We start from the raw sequence: 21,469 nt of genomic DNA, 5'->3' as shown, positions 1-21,469 counted from the left end.
TGTGCGACTGCCGCCGCATCGGCGTGCGTCGGAAGTCCCTGTGCCATCGGTCATGCGTTGCCGCACAGTCATCACCGCACAGGTACAGTCGATGCAGGACCGACAGGAGCAATGCCGATGCTGTGCCCCGTGTGCAAGACCCAGACCCTGCAGATGGCCGAACGCCATGGCATCGAGATCGACTATTGCCCCGGCTGTCGGGGCGTGTGGCTGGATCGTGGTGAACTGGACAAGATCATCGAGCGCGCCGGCGCCGGCGCCGGTGCCGCCATGCCGCCGCCCGCACCCGTGCAGGCTCAGCCGGCGTCCGCGCCGCCACCGGTGATGCACCGCGATACCCGCCACCTCGGCCAGCGCTACGAGGACAACCGTGGCCACGGATACAAGAAAAAGAAGAAGGACAGTTTCCTGTCGGAACTGTTCGACTTCTAGGCGCTTCGCGCTTTGTGGAGTCGAGCCATGCTCGACTGGCTGTTGCCGCCAATAGTCGAGCATGGCTCGACTCTACAGGGGGCGCGTGATCACGTCCGCCGCAGGATGAACTCGCGGTCGTGGGTGTCGCCGACGATGAAGTCGTACTCGCCGACCTTGTTGCAGCCGTAACGCGCATAGAAGCGCTGTGCGCCGAAATTTTCTTCCCACACGCCCACCCACAGGGTGCGGCGCTGCGGTTGGTCCAGCCACGCCATGAACGCGTCCATCAGGCGTGCACCGTGGCCGCCGTTCTGGTGTGCGGCCAGGATGTAGAACCGCTTCAGCTCGATGTCGCCTTCGCGCGCATCCGCATGCGGCAGGGTGTTGGCACCGGCCGCCAGATAGCCGACCACCGACTCACCGTCCATCAACAGCCAGATGGCACTGCGTGGGTCGGACAGTTCGATGCGCTGCGGTTCGCGGCTGTAGTGCGCCTGCAGGAAATCATGCAGCTCCTGCGCTGGGTACGAGTCGCCCCAGGTTTCGTTGTAGGTGGTGATGGCGATCGCCGACAGGGCGTCGACATCGGCAAGGGTGGCGCGGCGGATCTGCAACGACATGGCGGGGCCTGCAATGGAGCGTGGCGCAGTGTAGCCGGCCCCGGCGACTGCCGGGGCTGGCCATTGCTCACGAACCGCTGCTCAGAACCACATGCGCACGCCGGCCACCCAGCGTGTGTCGCGCGCGTGGTCACCGGCGTAGTCGGCGGTGTCGCCAAACGTGCGTTCGTGGCTGATGCCGATGTACGGCGCGAAGCGGCGGCTGAACTCATAGCGCAGGCGCAGACCGGCCTCCACCTTGTTCAGTCCGCGACCGATGCCGTACTCCGGTTCATCCTTGGCCGCGACGGTGGCTTCCAGCAGCGGCTGCAGAATCAGGCGGTTGGTCAGCAGCACGTCGTACTCGACCTCGGCCTTGGCCAGCACCTGGCCGCCGGAGCCCATGTACAGCGTGGCCGAGCTTTCGAACTTGTACGGCGCCAGGCCCTGGATGCCGACCGCTGCCCAGGTGCGCGAGTCGGCCGGGCGGAAGTCCTGGCGCACGCCGACCAGCACGTCCCACCACGGCGACACGCTGCGGCCATACAGCGCTTCCAGTGACGACGATTCGGTGCGGCCACGACTGCGTTCGCCATCGGTGCGCAGCCACAGGCGGTTGATGTTGCCGCCGATCCAGCCAGTGGCCTCCCAGGCCTGGCCGTTGCTGCTCTTGCCGTCCCAATGCTCAAGCCGGTCGATCAGCAGCAGGCTGTTGATCTCTGGCGCATGCTCCATCGCACCGTGGGCGATGGGCGGGAAGGCAGCGGCACGGTCAGCATCGGTCGGGACCGGGATCGGCTCGCGCGGTTCGGTGGGCGCGGGCGCGCCGTGACCCATCGCCGCATGATCCATCCTGGAATGGTCCATCGTGGAATGGTCCATCGCCGCCGGCTGCATCGCGCCGTGGTCCATCTTCGAGTGATCCATGGCTGAGTGGTCCATCGCGCCCGAACCCATCTTCGAATGATCCATCTTCGAATGATCGACAGGTTCGACCGGTGCCTTCACGGTCTTCGCCGGCGGATCCATCGCGGCCATGTCATGACCAGCGTGCGACTGCGCGAACACCGGCAATGCGGCGGCCAGGCCCAGGGCCAGCAGGCTGGGGGAAAGCAGTGAGCGGCTCATTCTTCGATCCTCACTTCGCGCATCATGCCCGCTTCCATGTGGTACAGCAGATGGCAGTGGTAGGCCCAGCGGCCGAGCGCATCGGCGCGCACGCGGTAGCTGCGGCGGGTGCCGGGCGGCATGTCGATGGTGTGCTTGCGCAGCTGGAACTCGCCCCGCGCGTTTTCCAGATCGCTCCACACGCCGTGCAGGTGGATCGGGTGCTGCATCATGGTGTCGTTGACCAGCACGATGCGCATGCGCTCGCCGTAGTTCAGCCGCAGCGGTTCGGCGCTGGCAAACGGGATGCCATCGAACGACCAGGAGAATTTCTCCATGTGGCCGGTCAGGTGCAGCTCGATCTCACGGCTCGGCTCGCGGCCATCCGGGTCTTCGAACAGGCTGCGCATCGCGCCATAGGTCAGCACCTGGCGGCCGTTGTCGCGCAGGCCGATGCCGGGGTCGTCCAGCTTTGGTTCGGTAGCCGAACTCTGCATGTCCACCAGCGGGTTGTTGCGCTCGCTGGCCGGGTGCTTCGGTGCCTTGCTGGCGGTATCGGCGCCAGCCTGTGCCCCGTGGCCCATGCTGGCGCCGCAGCCGCCTTCCATGCCCTTCATCGCGGCCATGTCGTGGCCGCCGTGGCCACCACCGCCCATGTCATGGCCCGACATGCCATGGCCCATGTCGGCCATGGTCAGCAGCACGCGTGGGTCGCGCTCGGGAATCGGCGCCTGCAGGCCGTGGCGAACCGCCAGCGTGCCGGCGGCGTAGCCGGTGCGGCCCATGTCCTGGCAGAAGATCGTGTAGGCATCCTGGCCGCTCGGTTCGACGATCACATCGTAGGTTTCGGCCGGGGCGATGCGGAACTCATCGATGCTCACCGGGTGGATGTACTGGCCATCGGCGGCGACCACGGTCATCTTCAAACCAGGAATGCGCACGTCGAAGTAGGTCATCGACCCGCCATTGATGAAGCGCAGCAGCACCTTCTCGCCACTGCGGAACAGCCCGGTCCAGTTGCCCGCCGGGGCGGTGCCGTTCATCAGGTAGGTGTAGGTGTTGGCGTTGACGTCGGACAGGTCGGTCGGCGTCATCCGCATCCGTCCCCACATGCCGCGGTCAGACAGCGCCGCCGACCAGCCGTCGCGCTTCACGTCGCGCAGGAAATCCGGCAGCGTGCGCATGTAGTAGTTGTCGTACGCCGCCAGCTTCTTCATGCGGCGGAACAGCGCGCCCGGGTCCATGTCGGTCCAGTCGGACAGCATGATCACGTGCTCGCGGTCGTGCCGGTACGGCGCCGGCTCGGCGGGGTCGATGATCAGTGCACCGTACAGGCCGGCCTGCTCCTGGAACATCGAGTGGCTGTGGTACCAGTAGGTGCCCGACTGCTTCAGCTCGAAGTGGTAGTGATAGGTCTCACCGGGGCCGATGCCGTTGAAGCTCAGGCCGGGCACGCCGTCCATGTTGGCTGGCAGCAGGATGCCGTGCCAGTGGATCGAGGTCGGATGGCGTTCCAGCGTGTTGCGCACGAACAGGTCCACAGTCTGGCCTTCGCGCCAGCGCAGGATCGGTGCCGGCAGCGAGCCGTTGACGGTGATCGCCGGGCGGGTGCGGCCGGTGAAGTTGGCCAGCGATTCGCCGATGGCCAGTTCGATGCGGGTGTCGCTGAGCACGGCGGGGGCGCCGGCCAGCCGTGGGGCGGCCGTGGCGGCGGCGAGCGCGCGCTGCGGAACGCCGACAGCGGCGATGCCGGCAACCACGCCGCCGGCGGCCAGGCCCTGCACGAACAGGCGGCGCGACGGCATGGGCACAGCGCCCGGACCGGGGGGAATGCGGGTATTCATGGTGGTGACTCCAGACACGTAAAGACGCCGGCAGGCGGCCGGCTACGGTGCGCAGGGCGCACGGTGCGTGTGGAATCAGCCGATGGGAGGACGCGAGATCGGCGGCAGCGGCGGCGCCGGACGGCCAGTGGCCGGCATCGGCTGCGGGGCCAGCGACAGCGCCGGGCCGGCCATGACCGGCAGCGGCAGTACCACCAGCAGCGGGTGCTGGGCACAACTGCGCACGCAGTCCTTGATCTGGCAGTGGGCGTCGTGGGCGGGCGCCTTGGCCTGCGGGGCCTCGTCGGCCTGCATACCCGCGTGGTGGTGGCAGTCGGCAGTGCCGCCATCAACAGCAGTGGCTGCGGCGTGGGCCATCCGGCCCATTTCCTCGTGACCGCTGGCCATGGCCGCGTTCAACCCGTTGAGCAACAGGCTGAGCATGAGCACGACACGGAGCAGGGTCGAGGCCAGGGACATGGCGCTAATCTAGCTGCAAGCGGGCGCGGATGCACTTCCGGCTGAATGGCCGGTTCAAGGTTGGAGCTGCACCAATGTATGTAGAGCCGAGCCCATGCTCGGCTGTCGTCCCCGCAGAAGCAGCCGAGCGTGGGCTCGGCTCTACAAGGGCAGCAGCGTAGGAGTAGCGCCGGGTCATGCCCGGCGAGCGCGAAGCGCGGCCGATCCACGGGCCGCCGGGCATGGCCCGCCGCTACCCTTCTTCGCGCACGATCTCGACCAGGCGCGGGCCGTAGCGGCTCAGCTTGGTGCCGCCGATGCCGCCGACCCGGGCCAGTTCGTCCAGGCTCGTCGGGCGCTGTTCAGCGATGTTGCGCAGGGTGCTGTCGTGGAAGATCACGAAGGCCGGCACGTTCTGTTCGCGGGCCAGTTCGGCACGCAGGCCGCGCAGCGCGTTGAACAGCGCCAGATCCTGCGGCAGCACCGACAGGCCGGTGCGCTGCGCGCTGCGCTCGCGGCCGCTGGTGCTGCTGGCCGGATCGCGGCGCATGCTGATCTGGCGGCGGCCGGTCAGCACGTCGCGGCTGGCGTCGGTCAGGCGCAGGCCACCGTGGCCCTCGCTGTCCACTTCCAGCAGGCTGGCGGCAACCAGCTGGCGGAACACGCTGCGCCAGGTGCGCGCTTCGAGGTCGCGGCCGATCGCGTAGGTGCTGAGCTTGTCGTGGCCCTGCTGCTTGACCTTCTCGTTCTCGCTGCCGCGCAGGACGTCGATCAGGTGGCCGACGCCGAAACGCTGGCCACTGCGGTAGACGCAGCTCAGCGCCTTCTGCGCCGGAATGGTCGCGTCCCAGGAGTCGGGCGGGGTCAGGCAGTTGTCGCAGTTGCCGCAGGGCTGGGGATAGGTCTCGCCGAAACCGGCCAGCAGCACCTGGCGACGGCACTGCATCGACTCGCAGTAGCCCAGCAGGTGGTCCAGCTTGGACCGCTCCAGCTGCTTGCGCTCTTCGCCGGCTTCGGACTGCTCGATCATCTGCTTGAGCAGCACCACGTCGCCCAGGCCGTAGCACAGCCAGGCCTCGGCGGCCTCGCCATCGCGGCCGGCGCGACCGGTTTCCTGGTAGTAGCCTTCCATTGACTTGGGCAGGTCGGTATGCGCGACGAAGCGCACGTCCGGCTTGTCGATGCCCATGCCGAAGGCGATGGTGGCGCACATCACGATGCCGTCCTCGCGCAGGAAGCGGCGCTGGTTGCTGGCGCGTACTTCCGGTGGCAGGCCGGCATGGTAGGGCAGGGCGTTGAAGCCCTGCCCGCAGAGGAATTCGGCGGTCTCTTCGACCTTGCGCCGCGACATGCAGTAGACGATGCCGGCCTCGCCGCGGTGGCCGCGCAGGAAATCGGTCAGCTGCTTGCGGGCGTTGTCCTTCTGCACCACGGTGTAGCGGATGTTGGGGCGGTCGAAGGAGCTGACGAAGTGGCGTGCTTCCTGCAGATCGAGGCGCTCGGCGATCTCGCGCTGGGTCGGCGGATCGGCGGTGGCGGTCAGCGCGATCCGCGGGATCTGTGGCCAACGCTCGTGCAGCACGGTCAGCTGGCGGTACTCGGGGCGGAAATCATGGCCCCACTGCGACACACAGTGTGCTTCATCGATGGCGAACAGGGCGATCTGGCTGCGCGACAGCAGCGACAGGAAGCGGCCGGTCAGCAGGCGCTCGGGGGCGACATAGAGCATGTCCAGCTCGCCCGCGAGCAGTTCGCGCTCGACGCGGCCGGCGGTCTCGGCATCCAGGGTCGAGTTCAGGTACTCGGCACGCACGCCGAGCTGGCGCAGGGCCTCGACCTGGTCCTGCATGAGCGCGATCAGCGGCGAGATGACGATGCCACATCCGTCACGCAGCAGGGCCGGCACCTGGTAGCACAGCGACTTGCCGCCGCCGGTGGGCATCAGCACCAGGGCATCGTGACCGGCAGCCACATGCTCCACGATGTCCTGCTGCGGACCACGGAAATCGTCGTAACCAAAGACGCGTTGGAGCAGGTCGTGCGCGGGACGGGAAGGCATCCGGCTAGTTTACCTCCCGGAGGCGGCGGCAGGGCTGCGCCCTGCACCTGCTACAAGCCAGAGCAACGTCAAAGGCAACAGCCGGCTCTGGGGTGTCTTCTGGCTGGGCGGGGCGGTGTGGGCTTGCAGGACACGCCGTAAACCCGTCCTTGGGGGCTCGATGGCGCCATCCATGGCGCCAACGGTCCTGCAAGCCCACACCGCCCCACTCCCGACAGTTTCCCGGTGACGGTGGATCCATCCACGCCATGCGTGGATGAAATCTGTCAGATATCGACAAACAAAATGGGGTCAGATCCGTTTTCCTGCGGAAAACGGATCTGACCCCAAGCAATGCCCTGGCAGATCGCGAAAATCTGTCGAAGGCGGGGTGGGTCCGGTTGAGGGGGTGTGAGCGGCATGGATGCCGCGACCAAGCCCCCATGGACGGGTTTACGGCGTCCCCCTCAACCGGACCCACCCCGCCAACCTTCAGGAAACTGGCTTTTGCTCTGGCTCTGGCTTGAAGGCTTCGGCGGGTGCAGGGCTGCAAGCCCTGCCGCCCCCAACCCTTACTGCAGCAGGGAACGCAGCATCCAGGCGTACTTCTCGTGAGTCTGCAGGCGCTGGGTCATCAGATCCTCGGTCGGGGCGTCGTCACCCTTGGCCGCCACCTCCAGCACTTCACGTGCCGTACGGCAGACCGCTTCGTTGGCGACCACCAACTGGCGTACCATTTCACGCCAGTCCGCACTGTCGGTCAGGCCCGGTTCCTCGGCGATCGAGGTCAGCGCAGCGAATTCCCGGTAGGAGCCCGGGGCATTGAAGCCCAGCGCGCGGATGCGCTCGGCCACGTCGTCCAGTGCCGCCCACTGCTCGGTGTACTGCGTCTCGAACATGGTGTGCAGCGAGTTGAACATCGACCCGGTGACGTTCCAGTGGAAGTTGTGCGTCTTCAGGTAGAGCGTGAACGCATCGGCCTGGAAGCGCGACAGACCGTCGGCGATCTTCTTGCGGTCGCCCTGGGTGATCCCGATATCGATGTTCGGCGCCGACGGTGCCGCCGCTGCAAGCTTCTGCTTGCCGGTCTTGGCCTTGGTCGTGCTCTTGGTCTTCGCCATGGGGTTCCTCCTTGTGGAATCGTTGGCCTTCACAATAAACCGGTCGTGATGACTGGTCGCTTTCAAAGTTTTGAACGAACCGATTGATGAACTCTATCGATAAAAATCCGCCGCCCCGCCTGCGCCAACAGCGTGCCGCCATCGACGGCGCCATGAGCCGCGACCGGGGCCGTTTGCTGGGAATGCTCTCGCGTTGCCAGGCCAAGCCACAGGATGCGGCGCTGGCCGCCACCTTCGAGCAGGCCTTGCAGGCGTCGGTGCAGCGCCGGCAGGTCCGGGCGCAGCAGCAGCCGTCCATTACTCTGGACCCGCAGCTGCCGATTGCGCGTGAAGCCGACGCCATCATCGGGCTGATCCGCGACCACCAGATCGTGGTGATCGCCGGTGAAACCGGCTCGGGCAAGACCACCCAGCTGCCGAAACTGTGCCTGGCCGCAGGCCGTGGCCAGGCCGGCATGATCGGCTGCACCCAGCCGCGACGGATTGCCGCGCGTGCGGTGGCCAGCCGCGTGGCGCAGGAACTGCAGAGCGAACTGGGCCAGCTGGTCGGCTACCAGGTGCGTTTCAACGACAAGGTCAGCGAAGACAGCCGCATCAAGTTCATGACCGACGGCATCCTGCTGGCGGAAATCGCCAGCGATCGCTGGTTGTCGAACTACGACACGATCATCGTCGACGAGGCGCACGAACGCAGCCTCAACATCGACTTCCTGCTGGGCTACCTGAAGCAGCTGCTGCGCAAGCGCCCGGACCTGAAGCTGATCGTCACTTCGGCCACCATCGACACCGAACGCTTCGCCCAGCATTTCGACAATGCGCCGGTGATCAGCGTCGAAGGACGTACCTATCCGGTGGAAGTGCGTTACCGCGCGCTGGAAGGCGAGGGCGAAGAGCAGGGCGAGCGCACCGTCAACGACGCCATCGTGTCGGCCATCGACGAGATCACCCGCCTGGATGGGCGCGGCGACGTGCTGATCTTCCTGCCGGGTGAGCGCGAGATCCGCGATGCGCACCAGTCGCTGGAACGGCGCAAGTACCGCAACACCGAGGTGCTGCCACTGTACGCGCGCCTGTCCAACCAGGACCAGGACCGGGTGTTCAATCCCGGGCCGAACCGGCGCATCGTGCTGGCCACCAACGTGGCCGAAACTTCGCTGACGGTGCCGCGCATCCGCTACGTGGTCGATCCGGGCTTTGCCCGCGTCAAGCGTTACAGCCCGCGCAACAAACTCGATCGCCTGCACATCGAGCCGATCTCGCAGGCCAGCGCCAACCAGCGCAAGGGCCGCTGCGGCCGTATCGCCGAGGGCATCTGCTACCGACTGTATGCCGAGGCCGATTTCCAGGCGCGGCCGGAGTTCACCGATCCGGAAATCCGCCGCTCCAGCCTGGCCGGGGTGATCCTGCGCATGCTGCAGCTGGGCCTGGGCCGCATCGAGGAGTTCCCGTTCCTGGAAGCGCCGGACGAACGCGCGGTGGCCGATGGCTGGCAACAGCTGACCGAACTGGGCGCCATCGACGCCGAGCGGCGCATGACCACCATCGGCAAGCAGATGGCACGCCTGCCGGTGGACGTGAAGCTGGCGCGCATGCTGGTCGCCGCGCAGGCCGCCGGCTGCCTGCGGCCGATGCTGGTGATCGCCTCGTTCCTGGGCATCCAGGACCCGCGCGAGCGCCCACCCGAAGCGCGTGGCGCGGCCGACAGCGCGCATGCGCAGTTCGCCGATGGGCGGTCCGAATTCGTCGGCGTGCTGCGCCTGTGGGATGCCTATCGGCAGGCTCACGAAGACCTGACCCAATCCAAGCTGCGCGACTGGTGCGGCCGTCATTTCCTCGGTTTCCTGCGCATGCGCGAATGGCGCGAGCTGCATCGACAGCTGCGCCTGCTGTGCGAAGAACTGGGCTGGAAGGAAGAGGCCAACGAGGCCTCGATGGCGCCGTTGCTGGCTGGCAGCAGTGCACCGGCTCCGGCGCGCGATGACGCCGCTGCAGTGAAGGCCACCCGTGGCCAGCTGCACCGTGCCGCGCGCCTGGCCCGCGAAGGCAAGGCCGAGGCCGCCCCGGCGCCAGTGCCCGTGCGCGCGCAGAAGGAACAGGCACCGGTTGGCGGCGGTTTCAGCGAACGCGTGCGTGCCGCTGCGTACCAGACCCTGCATCGGGCGCTGGTGGCGGGCCTGCCGACGCAGATCGGCCACCGCACCGAGAAGGGCGATTTCCAGGCGCCACGCCAGCGCCGCTTCCTGCCGTTCCCGGGTTCGGCGCTGTCCAAGCGGCCGCCGCCGTGGCTGCTGGTGGCCAACCTGCTGGATACGCAGAAGGTGTGGGGCATGACCCTGGCGGCGATCGAGCCGGACTGGGTGATCGCCGAACTGCCGCACCTGCTGCTGCGCAAGCACTTCGATCCGCACTGGTCGCGTGCGCAGGGCCAGGTACTGGCCTCCGAGCAGATCAGCCTGTTCGGCCTGGTGCTGGCGCCGAAGAAGCCGGTGCACTACGGTCGCATCGCGCCGGGCGAAGCGCACGACATCTTCGTGCGCCAGGCACTGGTGACCGGTGAGATCAACACCCGCGCCAGCTTCGTGGCCGACAACCAGAAAGTGCTGGAGATCGCCCGCGAGGAAGAAGCCAAGCTGCGCCGTGCTGGCATCGTTGCCGACGAGGACTGGCAGGCGCGCTGGTACCTGGACCGGGTGCCGCCGCAGATCCATTCGGCGGCGGGTCTGGACACCTGGTGGAAGGGGCTGGCGCCGGAACAGCGCAAGACCCTGCACTGGTCCCTGGTCGATCTGTTGCCGGGTGAGGGCAGCGAACAGGAGCGCTATCCGAAGTACCTGCCGCTGGGCCAGGCGCGCCTGCCACTGCATTACCGCTTCGAGCCGGGAGCCGACGACGACGGCGTCACCCTGGACGTGCCGCTGCATCTGCTCAACGCGCTGGATCCGGTGCAACTGGGCTGGCTGGCGCCGGGTTTCGTCGCCGACAAGGCCTCGGCACTGATCCGCAGCCTGCCCAAGGCGATGCGCCGCAACTACGTGCCGGCACCGGACTTCGGTCGCGCGTTCTACGAGGCGTTCCCGCAGCCCAGCGCCGATGCCATCACCGGCGAGCTGGCGCGCTTCCTGTCACGTGCGACCGGCGCAACGGTGACGGCGCTCGATTTCGAGCCCGGCTCGATCGAGCCGCACCTGCACATGAACCTGCGGCTGCGCGACGAGCAGGGCAAGGTGCTGGCGACCTCGCGTGATCTGGACACGCTGCGCGCGAAGTTCGGTGGTCGTGCCGGCGATGCCTTCGCTGCACGCGCCGGCCGCGAGATGGCCGCCGATGGCCTGCGTACGTTCCCGGCCACGCCGATTCCTCTGCAGGTACCCGGTGAAGCGGGCGTGCCGGCCTATCCGGCGTTGCTGGACGAGGGCGACAGCGTGGCGCTGCGCATCTTCGCCGATCGCCAGCAGGCGCTGGAGGCCCATCCGCTGGGCGTGCGCCGTCTGCTGGAGATTGCCCTGGCCGAGAAGGTGAAGCAGGCACGCAAGCAGCTGCCGGTCGGTGCCAAGACCGGCCTGTTGTATGCGGCGATCGAGTCGCAGGAGCGCCTGCGTGGTGACCTGGTCGATGCGGCGATGAACGCGGTGCTGGCCGAGGGGCTGGAAGACATCCGCGATGCGGCAGCCTTCGAGCAGCGTCGTGAGCATGCGGCCAAGGCGCTGTTTGGCGAGGCCATGTCGCGGCTGAAGCTGGCCGAAACCATCCTGGCGCTGGTGGCGGAACTGAAGCCGATGCTGGAAGCACCGTTGATGGGCTGGGCGCGCGGCAATCTGGACGACATGGAAGCGCAGCTGGTCGGGCTGATCCATCCCGGCTTCCTGCGCGACACGCCGGCCGACGCGCTGGCGCAGTACCCGCGCTACCTGAAGGCGATGATCCTGCGTACCGAGCGTGCCAAGCGTGATCCGCCACGTGACCAGGCACGCATGCTGGAACTGCATCCGTTCCTGGAGGCGTTGGCAGCGGGGGAGCAGCAGGGACTGCGCGAACGCCCGCAATGGCAGGCCCTGCGCTGGGACCTGGAAGAGCTGCGGGTATCGCTGTTCGCGCAGGAGCTGGGTGCACGCACCGGCATCTCGGCGAAGAAGCTGGCGCAGCGGGTGACCGCACTGCGCCAGGCGTGAATCCTGTCCTGTAGCGCCGAGCCGAGCCGAGCCGAGCCGATGCTCGACTGCTGGCGATGGACGATCGCGGTCCATCGGAAAGCAGCCGAGCATCCGCCAGGCTCCACAGGACAGGCAAGCCGTTACTTGGTACGGCGTACCTTCGGTTGTACGTTCACGCCTTCGATCTTCATGTACCAGACACCGAGCATTCCGGGCTTGATACTGACGTTTGGCGACTGCTTGCGCACCCCAGGGGTCGTGGACGTGTCGGTCTGCTCCCATTCCTGGCCGTTGTCCAGCACGTAGATGCGGCCCTTGCCGAAGCCGCGGAACTCGCCCTGCAGCACGCCGGTGATCGGCTCGCTGCTGCCGAAATCGAAGAAGCCGCGATTCTTCACGATCACTTCCTGGCGTCCTTCCTCGCGTGCCTCTTCGCGGACGGCGGCCACGGCCTGGGTGGTGGCTGACTCGACCTTGCCCTGCAACCAGCGGTTGAGCGCGGCCAACTCGGTGGCGTTGAGCTTGTCCAGGCCCGCAGCCTTGAACTCGGCCGGCGACATCTGCTGCTGCAGGTCGCCTTCCACCACGCGCTGGGCCAGCGCCGGTGCCGACAGCATCAGCAGTACCGCGGCGCAGGCCAGCAACCGGGGGGGGAAAGGCAGGGCAATCGAAGGCATGGCGGGACTCTCCTGGGTTTGTGCGGAGTGTAGCGGCATGTGCTGATGCCGGGCGATGCAGTCGCGGCGATTGTCCCTGAACGGCGCCGGCGCTAGTGTAGAGGCCTCTGTCTTGCCTGCTCGATGCTGTGAACCGCGCTTCCGTCCCCGGCCTGGATGCCTTGTTGAACCGTCCCTCGGCAGCGGTGCTGCCCGCTCCGCTGCGCCAGGCCCTGCGCGAGCATTGGGAAGCGCCGGAGTGCGAGCACCAGATGCGCGCCAGCTGGTCGGTGCTGGGCGACACCCTCGACGCACTGGCGATGCTCTCGGCCGACGAAGGCGCGGTGGTCGCGGCCCTGCTGTTCGATCTGCCCGGCCTGCGCGCCAGCTTGGAGCAACTGCCGCTGGGCAACCACAAGGCAGCAGTGATCGGCCTGCTGGATGGCCAGGATGCGGCCGATCCGGTGTGGGCGCTGCACGCCGGCCGCGAAGCCGGGCGCAACAGCGAAGGCCTGCGCCGCCTGCTGCTGGCGATCATCCGCGACCTGCGCGTGGTGCCGATCCTGCTGGCCCGGCAGCTGGCCCGGATGCGCGCGGCCGACAAGCTGGACGATGAGCAGCGTCGCGCGCTGGCGCAGCTGACCCGTGACATCCATGCACCGCTGGCCAATCGATTGGGCATCTGGCAGCTGAAGTGGGAGCTGGAGGACCTGGCGTTCCGCCACCTGGAACCGGAGACATACCGGCGCATTGCGCGGGAGGTGGACGAAACCCGCATCGCCCGCGAGCGTTACGTCGAGAACGTCAAGAAGGTGCTGTCGCGCGAACTGGTCGCGCAGGGCATCAAGGCCGAGGTCAGTGGCCGCCCGAAGCACATCTACAGCATCTGGCGGAAGATGCAGAAGAAGCGGCTGGCGTTCGACCAGCTGTACGACATCCGCGCGGTGCGGGTGATGGTCGATGATGTCGCCGCCTGCTACGCCGCGCTGGGCGTGGTGCACGCGCTGTGGGCGCCGGTGCCGAGCGAGTTCGACGATTACATCGCCCGGCCCAAGGCCAACGACTACCGTTCGCTGCATACCGCCGTGGTCGGTCCGGAAGGCCGCACCATCGAAGTGCAGATCCGTACCCACGAGATGCATTCGCAGGCCGAGCTGGGCGTGGCCGCGCACTGGAAGTACAAGGAAGGCGGAAAGGGCGCGGAAAAGTCCTTCGACCGCAAGATCACCTGGATGCGCCAACTGCTGGAGCAGGCGCAGGATGGGCAGGGCAATGAACTGGCCGGGGCGCTCGATGCCGAGCTGACCGAGGACCGGGTCTATGCGCTGAGCCCGAAGGACGAGGTGCTGGACCTGCCGCAGGGGGCCACGCCGCTCGATTTCGCCTACCAGGTGCACACGATGGTGGGCCACCGCTGCCGTGGTGCGAAGGTCAATGGCCGTATCGTGCCGCTGACCTACCGCCTGCGCAGCGGCGACCGCGTCGAGATCCTGACCGGCAAGGAGGCCGACCCGCGCCGCGACTGGCTGATGCCGGCCAACGGCTTCCTGGCCAGCAACCGCTCGCGCGAAAAGGTGCGCAGCTGGTTCCACAAGCTGGATCGCGCGCGCAACGTGCAGGCCGGCCGCGAACTGCTTGAGCGTGAACTGAAGCGGCTGGGCCTGCAGCATTCGGACCTGTCGGTGGCGGCGAAGAAGTTCCATGCCGACAGCGTCGACGATCTCTACATCCAGGTGGCGCTGGGTGATACCGGCCCGAACCAGGTCAGCCGTACCCTGCTGGAGGCGGAGCGTGCGGCCAGCCAGCCGGCACCTGCGCCGAGCCTGCCACGCCCGACCGCGCGCCGCGAGAACCTGGGCAAGTCCAAGTTCACCGTGCAGGGCGTGGGCAACCTGCTGGTACAGCTGGCGCGTTGCTGCCAGCCGGTGGCCGGCGAACCGATCGTCGGCTACCTGACCCGTAGCCGGGGTGTCACCGTGCATCGTGCAGACTGTGCTGCGCTGGCCCGGCTGGCAGCCACCAGCCCGCAGCGCATCCTGCCGGTGGAGTGGGGCCAGGCCGGCGGTGGCTACGAGGTGGACGTGGTGGTCACTGCAGTCGACCGCCGCTGGCTGCTGAAGGACATCACCAACCTGATCGCCCAGGAAGACGCCTACGTGCTCGACATCCACAGTGACAACGTGCGCAACAGTGGCCGTGCCCATCTGCGCCTGCGCCTGAAGGTGAGCGACTACGGCCAGCTGTCGACCCTGCTGGGCAAGCTGGATGCGCTGCCCGGCGTGAGCGAGGCGCGTCGCCTCGGCTGAGCTTCACGCTGCCCCGGCTACCCTGCACGCATGGAACGCGAGCCTCCGCATCGCCCGCATGGCGCTGAACATCCTGCGCTGGACCGCGTCCGCCGCGAAGGCCGTTGGTGGTGGCTGCAGGCCCGCCACGCGCGCCGGGTGTGGCGCTGGGCGCTGGTCGCAGCGCTGGCGGTGTTCGTGCTGCTGGTGCTGCTGCGCAAGCCGTTGGCAGACTGGTTCTGGGATGAACCGCAGATCGAACAGCTGCTGGTCGAGGGCGATCGTGCGCTTGCCAGCGGCCGACTGAGCGCGGCCGACGGCAGTGGCGCACGCGAACGTTACCAGGCCGTGCTGGCATTGGATGGCGACCGTCCGCAGGCCCGTGAAGGCCTGGCACGAACGGCCGCCGCCGCCCTGCAGCAGGCCCGCGACAAACTTGAGAACAATGATCTCGACGGCAGTGCGCAGGTGCTGGCACTGGCCCGCGAACTGCAGGTGCCGCAAGGCGATGCAGATGCCGTCGCCCGCCAGTTGCAGGCACGGCGCAGTGCCGGGGCGGGCATCGGTGCGCTGCTGGCGCAGGCCCGCAATGCCCTCGCTGCCGGGCGGCTCGACGATGGCGACAGCAGTGCACTGCCGCTGTTCCAGCGCATCCTGGCACTGCAGCCAGACAACCTGCCGGCGCTGGAAGGGCGCGAAGATGCACTGAGCGATCTGCTGCAGCATGCGCGTACGCTGGCCGGGCGCGGGGACCTGGCCGAAGCCGCTGTGATCGTGCAGCGCGCGCGCCAGTTCGATGCCGGCCACGCCGATCTGCCCGCCAGCCAGGAAGCGTTGGCGCGGGCAGTCGATCAGCGCCTGAGGCAGGCGCAACGTGCATTGCAGCGGCGGCAGCTGGACGTGGCGGCCAAGGGGTTCCTGGCGGTTCTTGCGGTGGCGGCCGATGATCCCAATGCCCAGCGCGGCCGCGAACAGGCGTTGCAGGCCGTACTGGCACGCAGCCAGAAGCAGGCCGACGACTTCCAGTTCGAGGCGGCGCAGGCGGATGCCGCGCTGGCGGAAGAACTGGGCGCCTCACCAGCCGCACGACAGCAGCTCGCACAGCGTCTGCAGCGCGCACACCAGGCGCAGAAGGCGCTGCAGCAGCCGTCGGTCAGCAACACGCAGCGCGAGCGCCAACTGCGCGACCACCTGCGCAGGATCGAGCGCGCCGAACGCGCTGGGCAATGGATCAGCCCCCCCGGCCACAGTGCGTTCGACGCGTTGCGCGAAGCGCAGTCACTGGCGCCACGCGATGCACGGGTGAAGGCCGCTGCAGCCCGCCTGTTGCCGGCCAGCCGAAGTTGTTTCGACGACAACCTGCGGCAGAATCGCGTGCAGGCGGCCGGTGCCTGCCTGCAGGCGTGGCAGACCCTGTCGCCGACCGCGGCTGGACTTCCCGCGGCACGCCTGCGCCTGGCCCAGCGCTGGCTGGCGATCGGCAGCGAACGGCTCGGCAATGGAGACCTGGCGTTTGCCGCACACGCTGCCGAACAGGCCCGGTTGCTGCAACCGGACCTGGCCGAGCTGCCGGCGTTCGAAGACCGCCTGCGCCGCGCCGGCGGTCGCCCGGATTAGGTGAAGAACACCCGCTGCACGGTCGCGCGGGCAGCGTCGAGGGAGAAGTGCTCTGCGATGTTGGCCAGGCCGGCGTCGGACAACTGCTGCCACAGCTGCGGATCCTGGTACAGGCGGACCACCGCATCGGCGAAGCCCGCCGCATCATCGGCCACCAGTACGTCCTGGCCCGGGTGCAGGTGCATCCCTTCCACGGCGCAGGTGGTACCGACCACCGGCTGGCCATGGGCCATGCTCAGGTTGATCTTGCCCTTCACGCCGGCGCCGAAGCGCAGTGGCGCGATGGAAATGCGGGCACCGTCCATGTAAGGCGTGATGTCCTCGACGAAGCCATGCATCTGCACGCCCGGCTGGCGAGCGGCCAACGCCAGCAGCGATTCCGGCGTGGCGGCACCGATGCAGTGCAGGCGTACCTCGGGCAGGCGGGCGCGGATGCCGGCAAAGACTTCGCCGATGAACCACTCCATGGCATCCAGGTTCGGCGGATGGCGGAAGCCACCGACGAACACCAGGTCATGGCGCTGTTCGAACGGCTTGCCGGCACCGGCGAGGTCATGCAGGTTGGAGATCAGCTCCACCTGCACGGAAGGGGCGTCGGCCTGCAGCTGCTCGCGCTCGGCGGCACTGACCAGCACGGTGATGTCGCACTGCTCCATCACCGCCAGTTCGCTGGTACGGGTGCGCTCGGCGGCCCGTAGCAGGCTGGTGTCGCCGGCGACTTCGGCACCGCGGCGTTCGCGCAGGTAGTGCAGGTCCACGGTGTCGAATACCGTGCGTGCCTGCGGGGCATAGCGCTTCAGCAGCGGCAGGCACTCGTGGGCAACATGATGGCGGACCAGCAGCGCCACGTCGAAGCGCGCACCGTGCGTGCGCAGCCAGCCGGCCACGCCATCAATGAACGGCGCGTACCAGACTTCCACGCCCATCCGCTGCAGCGCCTCGGTGGCAGCGCCGCCGTGTTCGCGGCGGGTGGGGACGAACACCACGTGAGCGCCGCCCTGCAGCAGCAGGCGGATCAGGTTGACCTGGCGCAGCGAGGCGGAATCGCGATCGGGCCTCGGGACTTCCTCATCGAGGATCAGCACCTGGCGGCGGCCGCGCTGCAGCAGCGCAGGCGACGGCACCGCACCCACTGCAGGATGGTGGGCCAGCTCGGCCGCCCACTTGGTCGCAAAGATGGCTTGGTTGCGCACCTGGTAGGCCTTCACCCCGCTGCCGGTATCGGTGCCGTTGCTGGTGCCTTCATCGTGGACCACGCGGCTGGCCGGCTGCACCAGCACTCGCAGGCCCTGGGCGCGAACGCGGAAAGCCAGATCGGTGTCCTCGTAGTACGCCGGCTTGTAACGGGTATCGAAGCCGCCCAGCTGCTGCCAGAGGGCGCGCGGCAGCATCAGCGCCGCGCCGGAGCAGTAGTCGACGTCACGCAGGCTGGCAAAGCGCGGGTCGTCGGCGGCCTCGAAGCGGCCGTAGCTCCAGCCGCTGCCGTCGGCGAAGATCACGCCCCCCGATTCCTGCAGTCGGCCATCCGGGTACAGCAGTTGGCTGCCGACCAGCCCGGCCTCGGGGGTATTGGCGAACGTGTCCAGCAGTGCATCCAGCCAGCCCGGCTGCGGCACCGTATCGTTGTTGAGCAGCACCACGAAGCGGCCGCGTGCGCGTGCGACGCCGTCATTGCAGGCTTCGATGAAGCCGCCATTGCGCTCACGTACCTCATAGCGCAGTCCGGCCACCTGTGGCATCCACTGCGGGGTGGTGTCACTGCTGCCGTCATCCACCACCAGGATCTCGCAGGCCGCCGCCGGCGGGTGCGCTGCCAGGGCACGCAGGCAGGCCAGGGTGTGGCCGACGTGGTTGTAGACCGGGATGACGATGCTCACTTCCGGCGTTTCACTGAACGGCACCGTGAAGGGGGCGAACGCTTGTTCCGGTGGCAGGAACAACGGCGTGCGTGGGGCGGGGACGGCGCGCTGGGTGTGCACGCGGATGCGCTGCCAGGTCGCCCGCCACCCACGGGTACGCAGGCTGGCCAGGCTCCGGCGGGCCAGGCCCGACAGGCGGTTGATCAGGTATCGGATCTCGGCCAGGGACATCGCCATCCGGTTGCAACTCCAGCTTAAGCAGGGGAACCCGGGAGAATCCGCCAGCCGCAGCGGCTGGGGTAGACTCGCCAGACCTTACATTCTCGCATCCCCGTGCCCCGACGCTACGATTCCGACGACATCGACGATTTCGACGACGACGACCAGCAGGACAACGGCCCGCTGTGGCGGCGCCGGCTGATCACCTGGAGCATGGCTGCGGTCGCGTTGGGATTGGGTTTCCTGATCCCCTATACGCTGTACCTGAACCAGCAGGTCACCCAACGCTTCGGTGAACTGCGCTGGCAGATCCCGACCCGTGTGTACGCGCGTCCGCTGGTGCTCACGCCCGGCAAGGCAATGGATGCGGCGACCCTGAAGACCGAGCTGGCCGCTTCTGCCTACCGCGATGACGGCCAGGGCAAGGAGCCAGCCACCTATGCGGTGAACGGCGGGCGTTTCGTCATTTCCAGCCGCGGCTACAACGATGTCGACGGCCGGGTCGCCCCGCGCCGGCTGGAACTGTCGTTGTCCGACGGTGCGGTCGCGTCGCTGCGTGATGCCGACAACCGCAAGGCGCTGAAGGCCGCACGGCTGGACCCGGCGCGCATCGCCACCCTGTACGGGCAGAAGCAGGAAGAACGCCGCCTGATCCGCATGGATGAGGCGCCGGACCTGCTGGTGACCGGCCTGCAGGCGGTGGAGGACAAGGACTTCAACCGCCACCACGGCATCGACCTGTCCGGCATCGCCCGTGCGGTGTGGGTGACCATCCGCTCCGGTGGCCAGAGCCGCCAGGGCGCCTCTACGCTGACCCAGCAGCTGGCCCGCAGCGGCCTGCTCGGCATCGGCAAGGAACAGACGGTCACCCGCAAGTTCAACGAAGTGCTCTACGCGCTGATCATGGAAGCGCGCTACGACAAGCGCACCATCTTCGAGGCCTACCTCAACCAGGTGTACCTGGGCCAGCGCGGCAGCCAGGCGATCCATGGCATGTCCTCCGGTGCCGAGTTCTGGTTCGGCCGCGACCTGTCGTCGCTGGAAACCGAGCAGATCGCGCTGCTGATCGGCCTGGTCAAAGGCCCGTCCTTCTATGATCCGCGGCGCAACCCGGAACGTGCGCTGGACCGCCGCAACTTCGTGCTGGGCAAGCTGCACGAGGCCACGCTGATCGACGACGCCGAGTACCAGCGTGCGCTGAAAGCGCCGCTGGGGGTGCCCAAGACCCCCGGCCTGGTTGCGGCCAACCGCTTCCCGGCCTACGTCGATCTGGTTCGCCGCCAGCTCGGCCATGATTATCCGGAATCGGCACTGCAGGGGGCCGGCCTGAGCGTGATGACCGGCATGTCGCCGTCCGCGCAGGCCTATGCCGAAGGTGCGGTGACCCGCACCATCAAGTCGCTGGAAAGCAAGCGTCGCCCCGAACTGCAGGCCGGCATGGTGCTGACCGACGTGCACAACGGCGACGTGCTGGCCGTGATCGGCAGCCGTGAAGTGTCCGAGGTCGGTTTCAACCGTGCGATCGAGGCACAGCGCCCGGTCGGTTCGCTGCTGAAGCCGTTCGTGTACCTGCTGGCGCTGGCACAGCCGGACCGCTATTCGCTGGCCAGCTGGGTTGACGATTCACCGGTGACCGTCCAGCTCGGCCGTGGCCGCAACTGGACCCCGGGCAACGCGGACAACCGCAGCCATGGCACCGTGCGCCTGATCGACGCGCTGGCGCATTCCTACAACCAGGCCACGGTGCGCGTGGGCATGCAGGTCGGCCCCGAACGCGTGACCCAGCTGATCCACGTGCTGGCCGGCATCAAGGCCGAGGCGAATCCGGCGGTGATCCTCGGCTCGACCGACCAGAGCCCGTACGCGATGGCGCAGCTGTACCAGTTCCTCGCGTCCGGCGGTGAGATCCAGCCGCTGCACGCGGTGCGTGGCGTGCTCGACCCGCAGGGCAAACTGCTCAAGCGGTATGACAAGACTCCGGCACCGGCCCAGGAAGGTGACTCGATCGCCGCCAACCTGATCAGCGTCGGCCTGCAGCAGGTGGTCGCCAGTGGTACCGCGCAGCGCCTGAATGCCGATGGCCTGGGCCGCCTGCAGCCGGCCGGCAAGACCGGCACCACCAACGACGGCCGTGACAGCTGGTATGCCGGCTATACCGGTGATCATCTGGCGGTGATCTGGATCGGCAACGACCAGAACGAGCAGGCCGGCCTGTACGGCGCCACCGGTGCGATGCGGGTGTGGTCGGGTATCTTCCAGCGCCTGCCGAGTGCCCCGCTGCGGGTCAGCAACAAGGGCCTGGACTGGCAGTCGGTGGCACCCACCGGTCTCAACACGACCGATGAAGGCTGCCCGGGTGCCCGCCGCTTCCCGTTCGTGGTCGGCTACGCTCCGGCGTATGCACCGTGCGCACCGGCGACGTCGCCGGATGGGCAGGGCGGTGCCGAAGGCGAAGGCGGTGGCTGGCGTAGCTGGTTCGGACTGGACCGCAAGCCGGAAGCGCCTGCCGAACCTGCCGCGGCACCTGCCGCAGCCTCTCCTCCTCCGAGCCGATGATGTCGATGAACATGCGATCCCTGTTGCAGCCCCTGGCCTTGACCGGCCTCAGTCTGGCCCTGGCCGCCTGCGTGAGCAGCGCACCGCCAGTGGTCAAGCCGGTCGATACCACCACGCCGGCGCAGCGTCTGGCCGCCGTGAACGCAGCTGCGGGTCCGGACGACAAGGAGCTGTCGGTGCAGCCGCTGCGTGATTCGCAGGTGGAAGATCTGCGGGTGACCGCGCAGGCGCAGCGCCAGGCCAACGATCTGGCCGGTGCCGCCAGCAGCCTGGACCATGCGCTGGAGATCGTGGCGGGTGACCCGGCGGTGCTGCAGGAGCGCGCCGAGCTGGCGCTGCTGCAGGGCCAGTGGGCGCAGGCGGAGACGTTCGCACGCAAGGCGATCGACCTGGGCTCGAAGACGGGGCCGCTGTGCCGCCGGCACTGGGCGACGATCGAGCAGTCGCGCCTGGCGCGGGGCGAGAAGGAAAATGCGGTGTCGGCGCATGCGCAGATTGAAGGTTGCACGGTGCCGGGGATCAAGCGGTACTGAGGTATTCCACTCCATCGGGCGCTGCCCCCTCT

General features: G+C 68.0%; 14 protein-coding genes. 6 read left to right on the top strand and 8 right to left on the bottom strand.

Features of this window, described 5'->3' with window-relative positions; all coding sequences use genetic code 11:
- Positions 1 to 117 precede the first annotated feature (117 nt).
- Positions 118 to 432: a zf-TFIIB domain-containing protein gene (locus N5D91_RS20805; protein WP_164162468.1), complete on the top strand. Its 315-nt coding sequence runs from the start codon at positions 118 to 120 to the stop codon at positions 430 to 432.
- A gap of 89 nt (positions 433 to 521) precedes the next feature.
- On the opposite strand, the gene N5D91_RS20800 is transcribed toward N5D91_RS20805, so the two are convergent.
- From N5D91_RS20800 to N5D91_RS20775, 6 genes are all read right to left on the bottom strand, one after another.
- Positions 522 to 1,034, bottom strand: a complete 513-nt coding sequence (locus N5D91_RS20800; RefSeq protein ID WP_164162467.1) for a GNAT family N-acetyltransferase — start codon at positions 1,032 to 1,034, stop codon at positions 522 to 524.
- A gap of 81 nt (positions 1,035 to 1,115) precedes the next feature.
- Positions 1,116 to 2,141: a copper resistance protein B gene (locus tag N5D91_RS20795; protein WP_180854651.1), complete on the bottom strand. Its 1,026-nt coding sequence runs from the start codon at positions 2,139 to 2,141 to the stop codon at positions 1,116 to 1,118.
- Complete coding sequence (locus tag N5D91_RS20790) at positions 2,138 to 3,964, bottom strand: copper resistance system multicopper oxidase (RefSeq protein ID WP_180854650.1); 1,827 nt, start codon at positions 3,962 to 3,964, stop codon at positions 2,138 to 2,140. The genes N5D91_RS20795 and N5D91_RS20790 overlap by 4 nt, the downstream gene beginning before the upstream one ends.
- Before the next feature lie 75 nt (positions 3,965 to 4,039).
- Positions 4,040 to 4,423: a CopL family metal-binding regulatory protein gene (locus N5D91_RS20785; RefSeq protein WP_180854649.1), complete on the bottom strand. Its 384-nt coding sequence runs from the start codon at positions 4,421 to 4,423 to the stop codon at positions 4,040 to 4,042.
- Positions 4,424 to 4,655: 232 nt separating this feature from the next.
- Entirely contained in the window at positions 4,656 to 6,461 is a 1,806-nt protein-coding gene (gene recQ / locus N5D91_RS20780; RefSeq protein ID WP_180854648.1) for a DNA helicase RecQ, read from the bottom strand.
- A 551-nt stretch (positions 6,462 to 7,012) separates the two neighbouring features.
- Positions 7,013 to 7,561 carry a Dps family protein gene (locus N5D91_RS20775; protein ID WP_005410730.1) on the bottom strand — a complete coding sequence of 183 codons (549 nt, stop codon included), beginning with the start codon at positions 7,559 to 7,561 and terminating at the stop codon, positions 7,013 to 7,015.
- Positions 7,562 to 7,647: 86 nt separating this feature from the next.
- On the opposite strand from N5D91_RS20775, the gene hrpA reads away from it, so the two are divergent.
- Positions 7,648 to 11,730 carry an ATP-dependent RNA helicase HrpA gene (hrpA, locus tag N5D91_RS20770; RefSeq protein WP_180854647.1) on the top strand — a complete coding sequence of 1,361 codons (4,083 nt, stop codon included), beginning with the start codon at positions 7,648 to 7,650 and terminating at the stop codon, positions 11,728 to 11,730.
- A 122-nt stretch (positions 11,731 to 11,852) separates the two neighbouring features.
- Here the strand turns inward: hrpA and N5D91_RS20765 are convergent, their stop codons facing one another.
- Positions 11,853 to 12,389: a hypothetical protein gene (locus N5D91_RS20765; RefSeq protein ID WP_110713274.1), complete on the bottom strand. Its 537-nt coding sequence runs from the start codon at positions 12,387 to 12,389 to the stop codon at positions 11,853 to 11,855.
- A 128-nt stretch (positions 12,390 to 12,517) separates the two neighbouring features.
- On the opposite strand from N5D91_RS20765, the gene N5D91_RS20760 reads away from it, so the two are divergent.
- On the top strand, positions 12,518 to 14,674 hold the full coding sequence (locus tag N5D91_RS20760; protein ID WP_164162851.1) for a bifunctional (p)ppGpp synthetase/guanosine-3',5'-bis(diphosphate) 3'-pyrophosphohydrolase: 2,157 nt from the start codon (positions 12,518 to 12,520) through the stop codon (positions 14,672 to 14,674).
- Between the two features lie 30 nt (positions 14,675 to 14,704).
- Positions 14,705 to 16,270 (top strand): hypothetical protein, encoded by a 1,566-nt coding sequence (locus N5D91_RS20755; RefSeq protein ID WP_180854646.1) that lies wholly within the window; start codon positions 14,705 to 14,707, stop codon positions 16,268 to 16,270.
- Here the strand turns inward: N5D91_RS20755 and N5D91_RS20750 are convergent.
- Positions 16,267 to 18,366, bottom strand: a complete 2,100-nt coding sequence (locus N5D91_RS20750) for a glycosyltransferase (RefSeq protein ID WP_180854645.1) — start codon at positions 18,364 to 18,366, stop codon at positions 16,267 to 16,269. The genes N5D91_RS20755 and N5D91_RS20750 overlap by 4 nt on opposite strands.
- A gap of 96 nt (positions 18,367 to 18,462) precedes the next feature.
- Here N5D91_RS20750 and mrcB point away from each other — a divergent pair, with 96 nt between their 5' ends.
- Both mrcB and N5D91_RS20740 read left to right on the top strand, forming a co-directional pair.
- Entirely contained in the window at positions 18,463 to 20,904 is a 2,442-nt protein-coding gene (mrcB, locus tag N5D91_RS20745) for a penicillin-binding protein 1B (RefSeq protein ID WP_110713268.1), read from the top strand.
- An 11-nt stretch (positions 20,905 to 20,915) separates the two neighbouring features.
- Positions 20,916 to 21,437 carry a hypothetical protein gene (locus tag N5D91_RS20740; protein ID WP_180846411.1) on the top strand — a complete coding sequence of 174 codons (522 nt, stop codon included), beginning with the start codon at positions 20,916 to 20,918 and terminating at the stop codon, positions 21,435 to 21,437.
- Positions 21,438 to 21,469 lie beyond the last annotated feature (32 nt).

The organism is Stenotrophomonas sp. GD03794 (assembly GCF_029842145.1).
Taxonomy (GTDB): Bacteria; Pseudomonadota; Gammaproteobacteria; order Xanthomonadales; family Xanthomonadaceae; genus Stenotrophomonas; species Stenotrophomonas riyadhensis.
Note: the sequence above shows the minus strand (reverse complement) of the source record. Positions and strands in the feature narration are given on the sequence as shown.

Bases quoted from the DNA above. Each gene is read 5' to 3' on its own strand.
- N5D91_RS20765 (WP_110713274.1), bottom strand. From the start codon at position 12,389: ATGCCTTCGATTGCCCTGCCTTTCCCCCCCCGGTTGCTGGCCTGCGCC.
- N5D91_RS20750 (WP_180854645.1), bottom strand. From the start codon at position 18,366: ATGGCGATGTCCCTGGCCGAGATCCGATACCTGATCAACCGCCTGTCG.
- N5D91_RS20790 (WP_180854650.1), bottom strand. From the start codon at position 3,964: ATGAATACCCGCATTCCCCCCGGTCCGGGCGCTGTGCCCATGCCGTCG.
- hrpA (WP_180854647.1), top strand. From the start codon at position 7,648: ATGAACTCTATCGATAAAAATCCGCCGCCCCGCCTGCGCCAACAGCGT.
- N5D91_RS20740 (WP_180846411.1), top strand. From the start codon at position 20,916: ATGCGATCCCTGTTGCAGCCCCTGGCCTTGACCGGCCTCAGTCTGGCC.
- N5D91_RS20795 (WP_180854651.1), bottom strand. From the start codon at position 2,141: ATGAGCCGCTCACTGCTTTCCCCCAGCCTGCTGGCCCTGGGCCTGGCC.
- N5D91_RS20785 (WP_180854649.1), bottom strand. From the start codon at position 4,423: ATGTCCCTGGCCTCGACCCTGCTCCGTGTCGTGCTCATGCTCAGCCTG.
- N5D91_RS20755 (WP_180854646.1), top strand. From the start codon at position 14,705: ATGGAACGCGAGCCTCCGCATCGCCCGCATGGCGCTGAACATCCTGCG.
- N5D91_RS20800 (WP_164162467.1), bottom strand. From the start codon at position 1,034: ATGTCGTTGCAGATCCGCCGCGCCACCCTTGCCGATGTCGACGCCCTG.
- N5D91_RS20805 (WP_164162468.1), top strand. From the start codon at position 118: ATGCTGTGCCCCGTGTGCAAGACCCAGACCCTGCAGATGGCCGAACGC.
- N5D91_RS20775 (WP_005410730.1), bottom strand. From the start codon at position 7,561: ATGGCGAAGACCAAGAGCACGACCAAGGCCAAGACCGGCAAGCAGAAG.
- recQ (WP_180854648.1), bottom strand. From the start codon at position 6,461: ATGCCTTCCCGTCCCGCGCACGACCTGCTCCAACGCGTCTTTGGTTAC.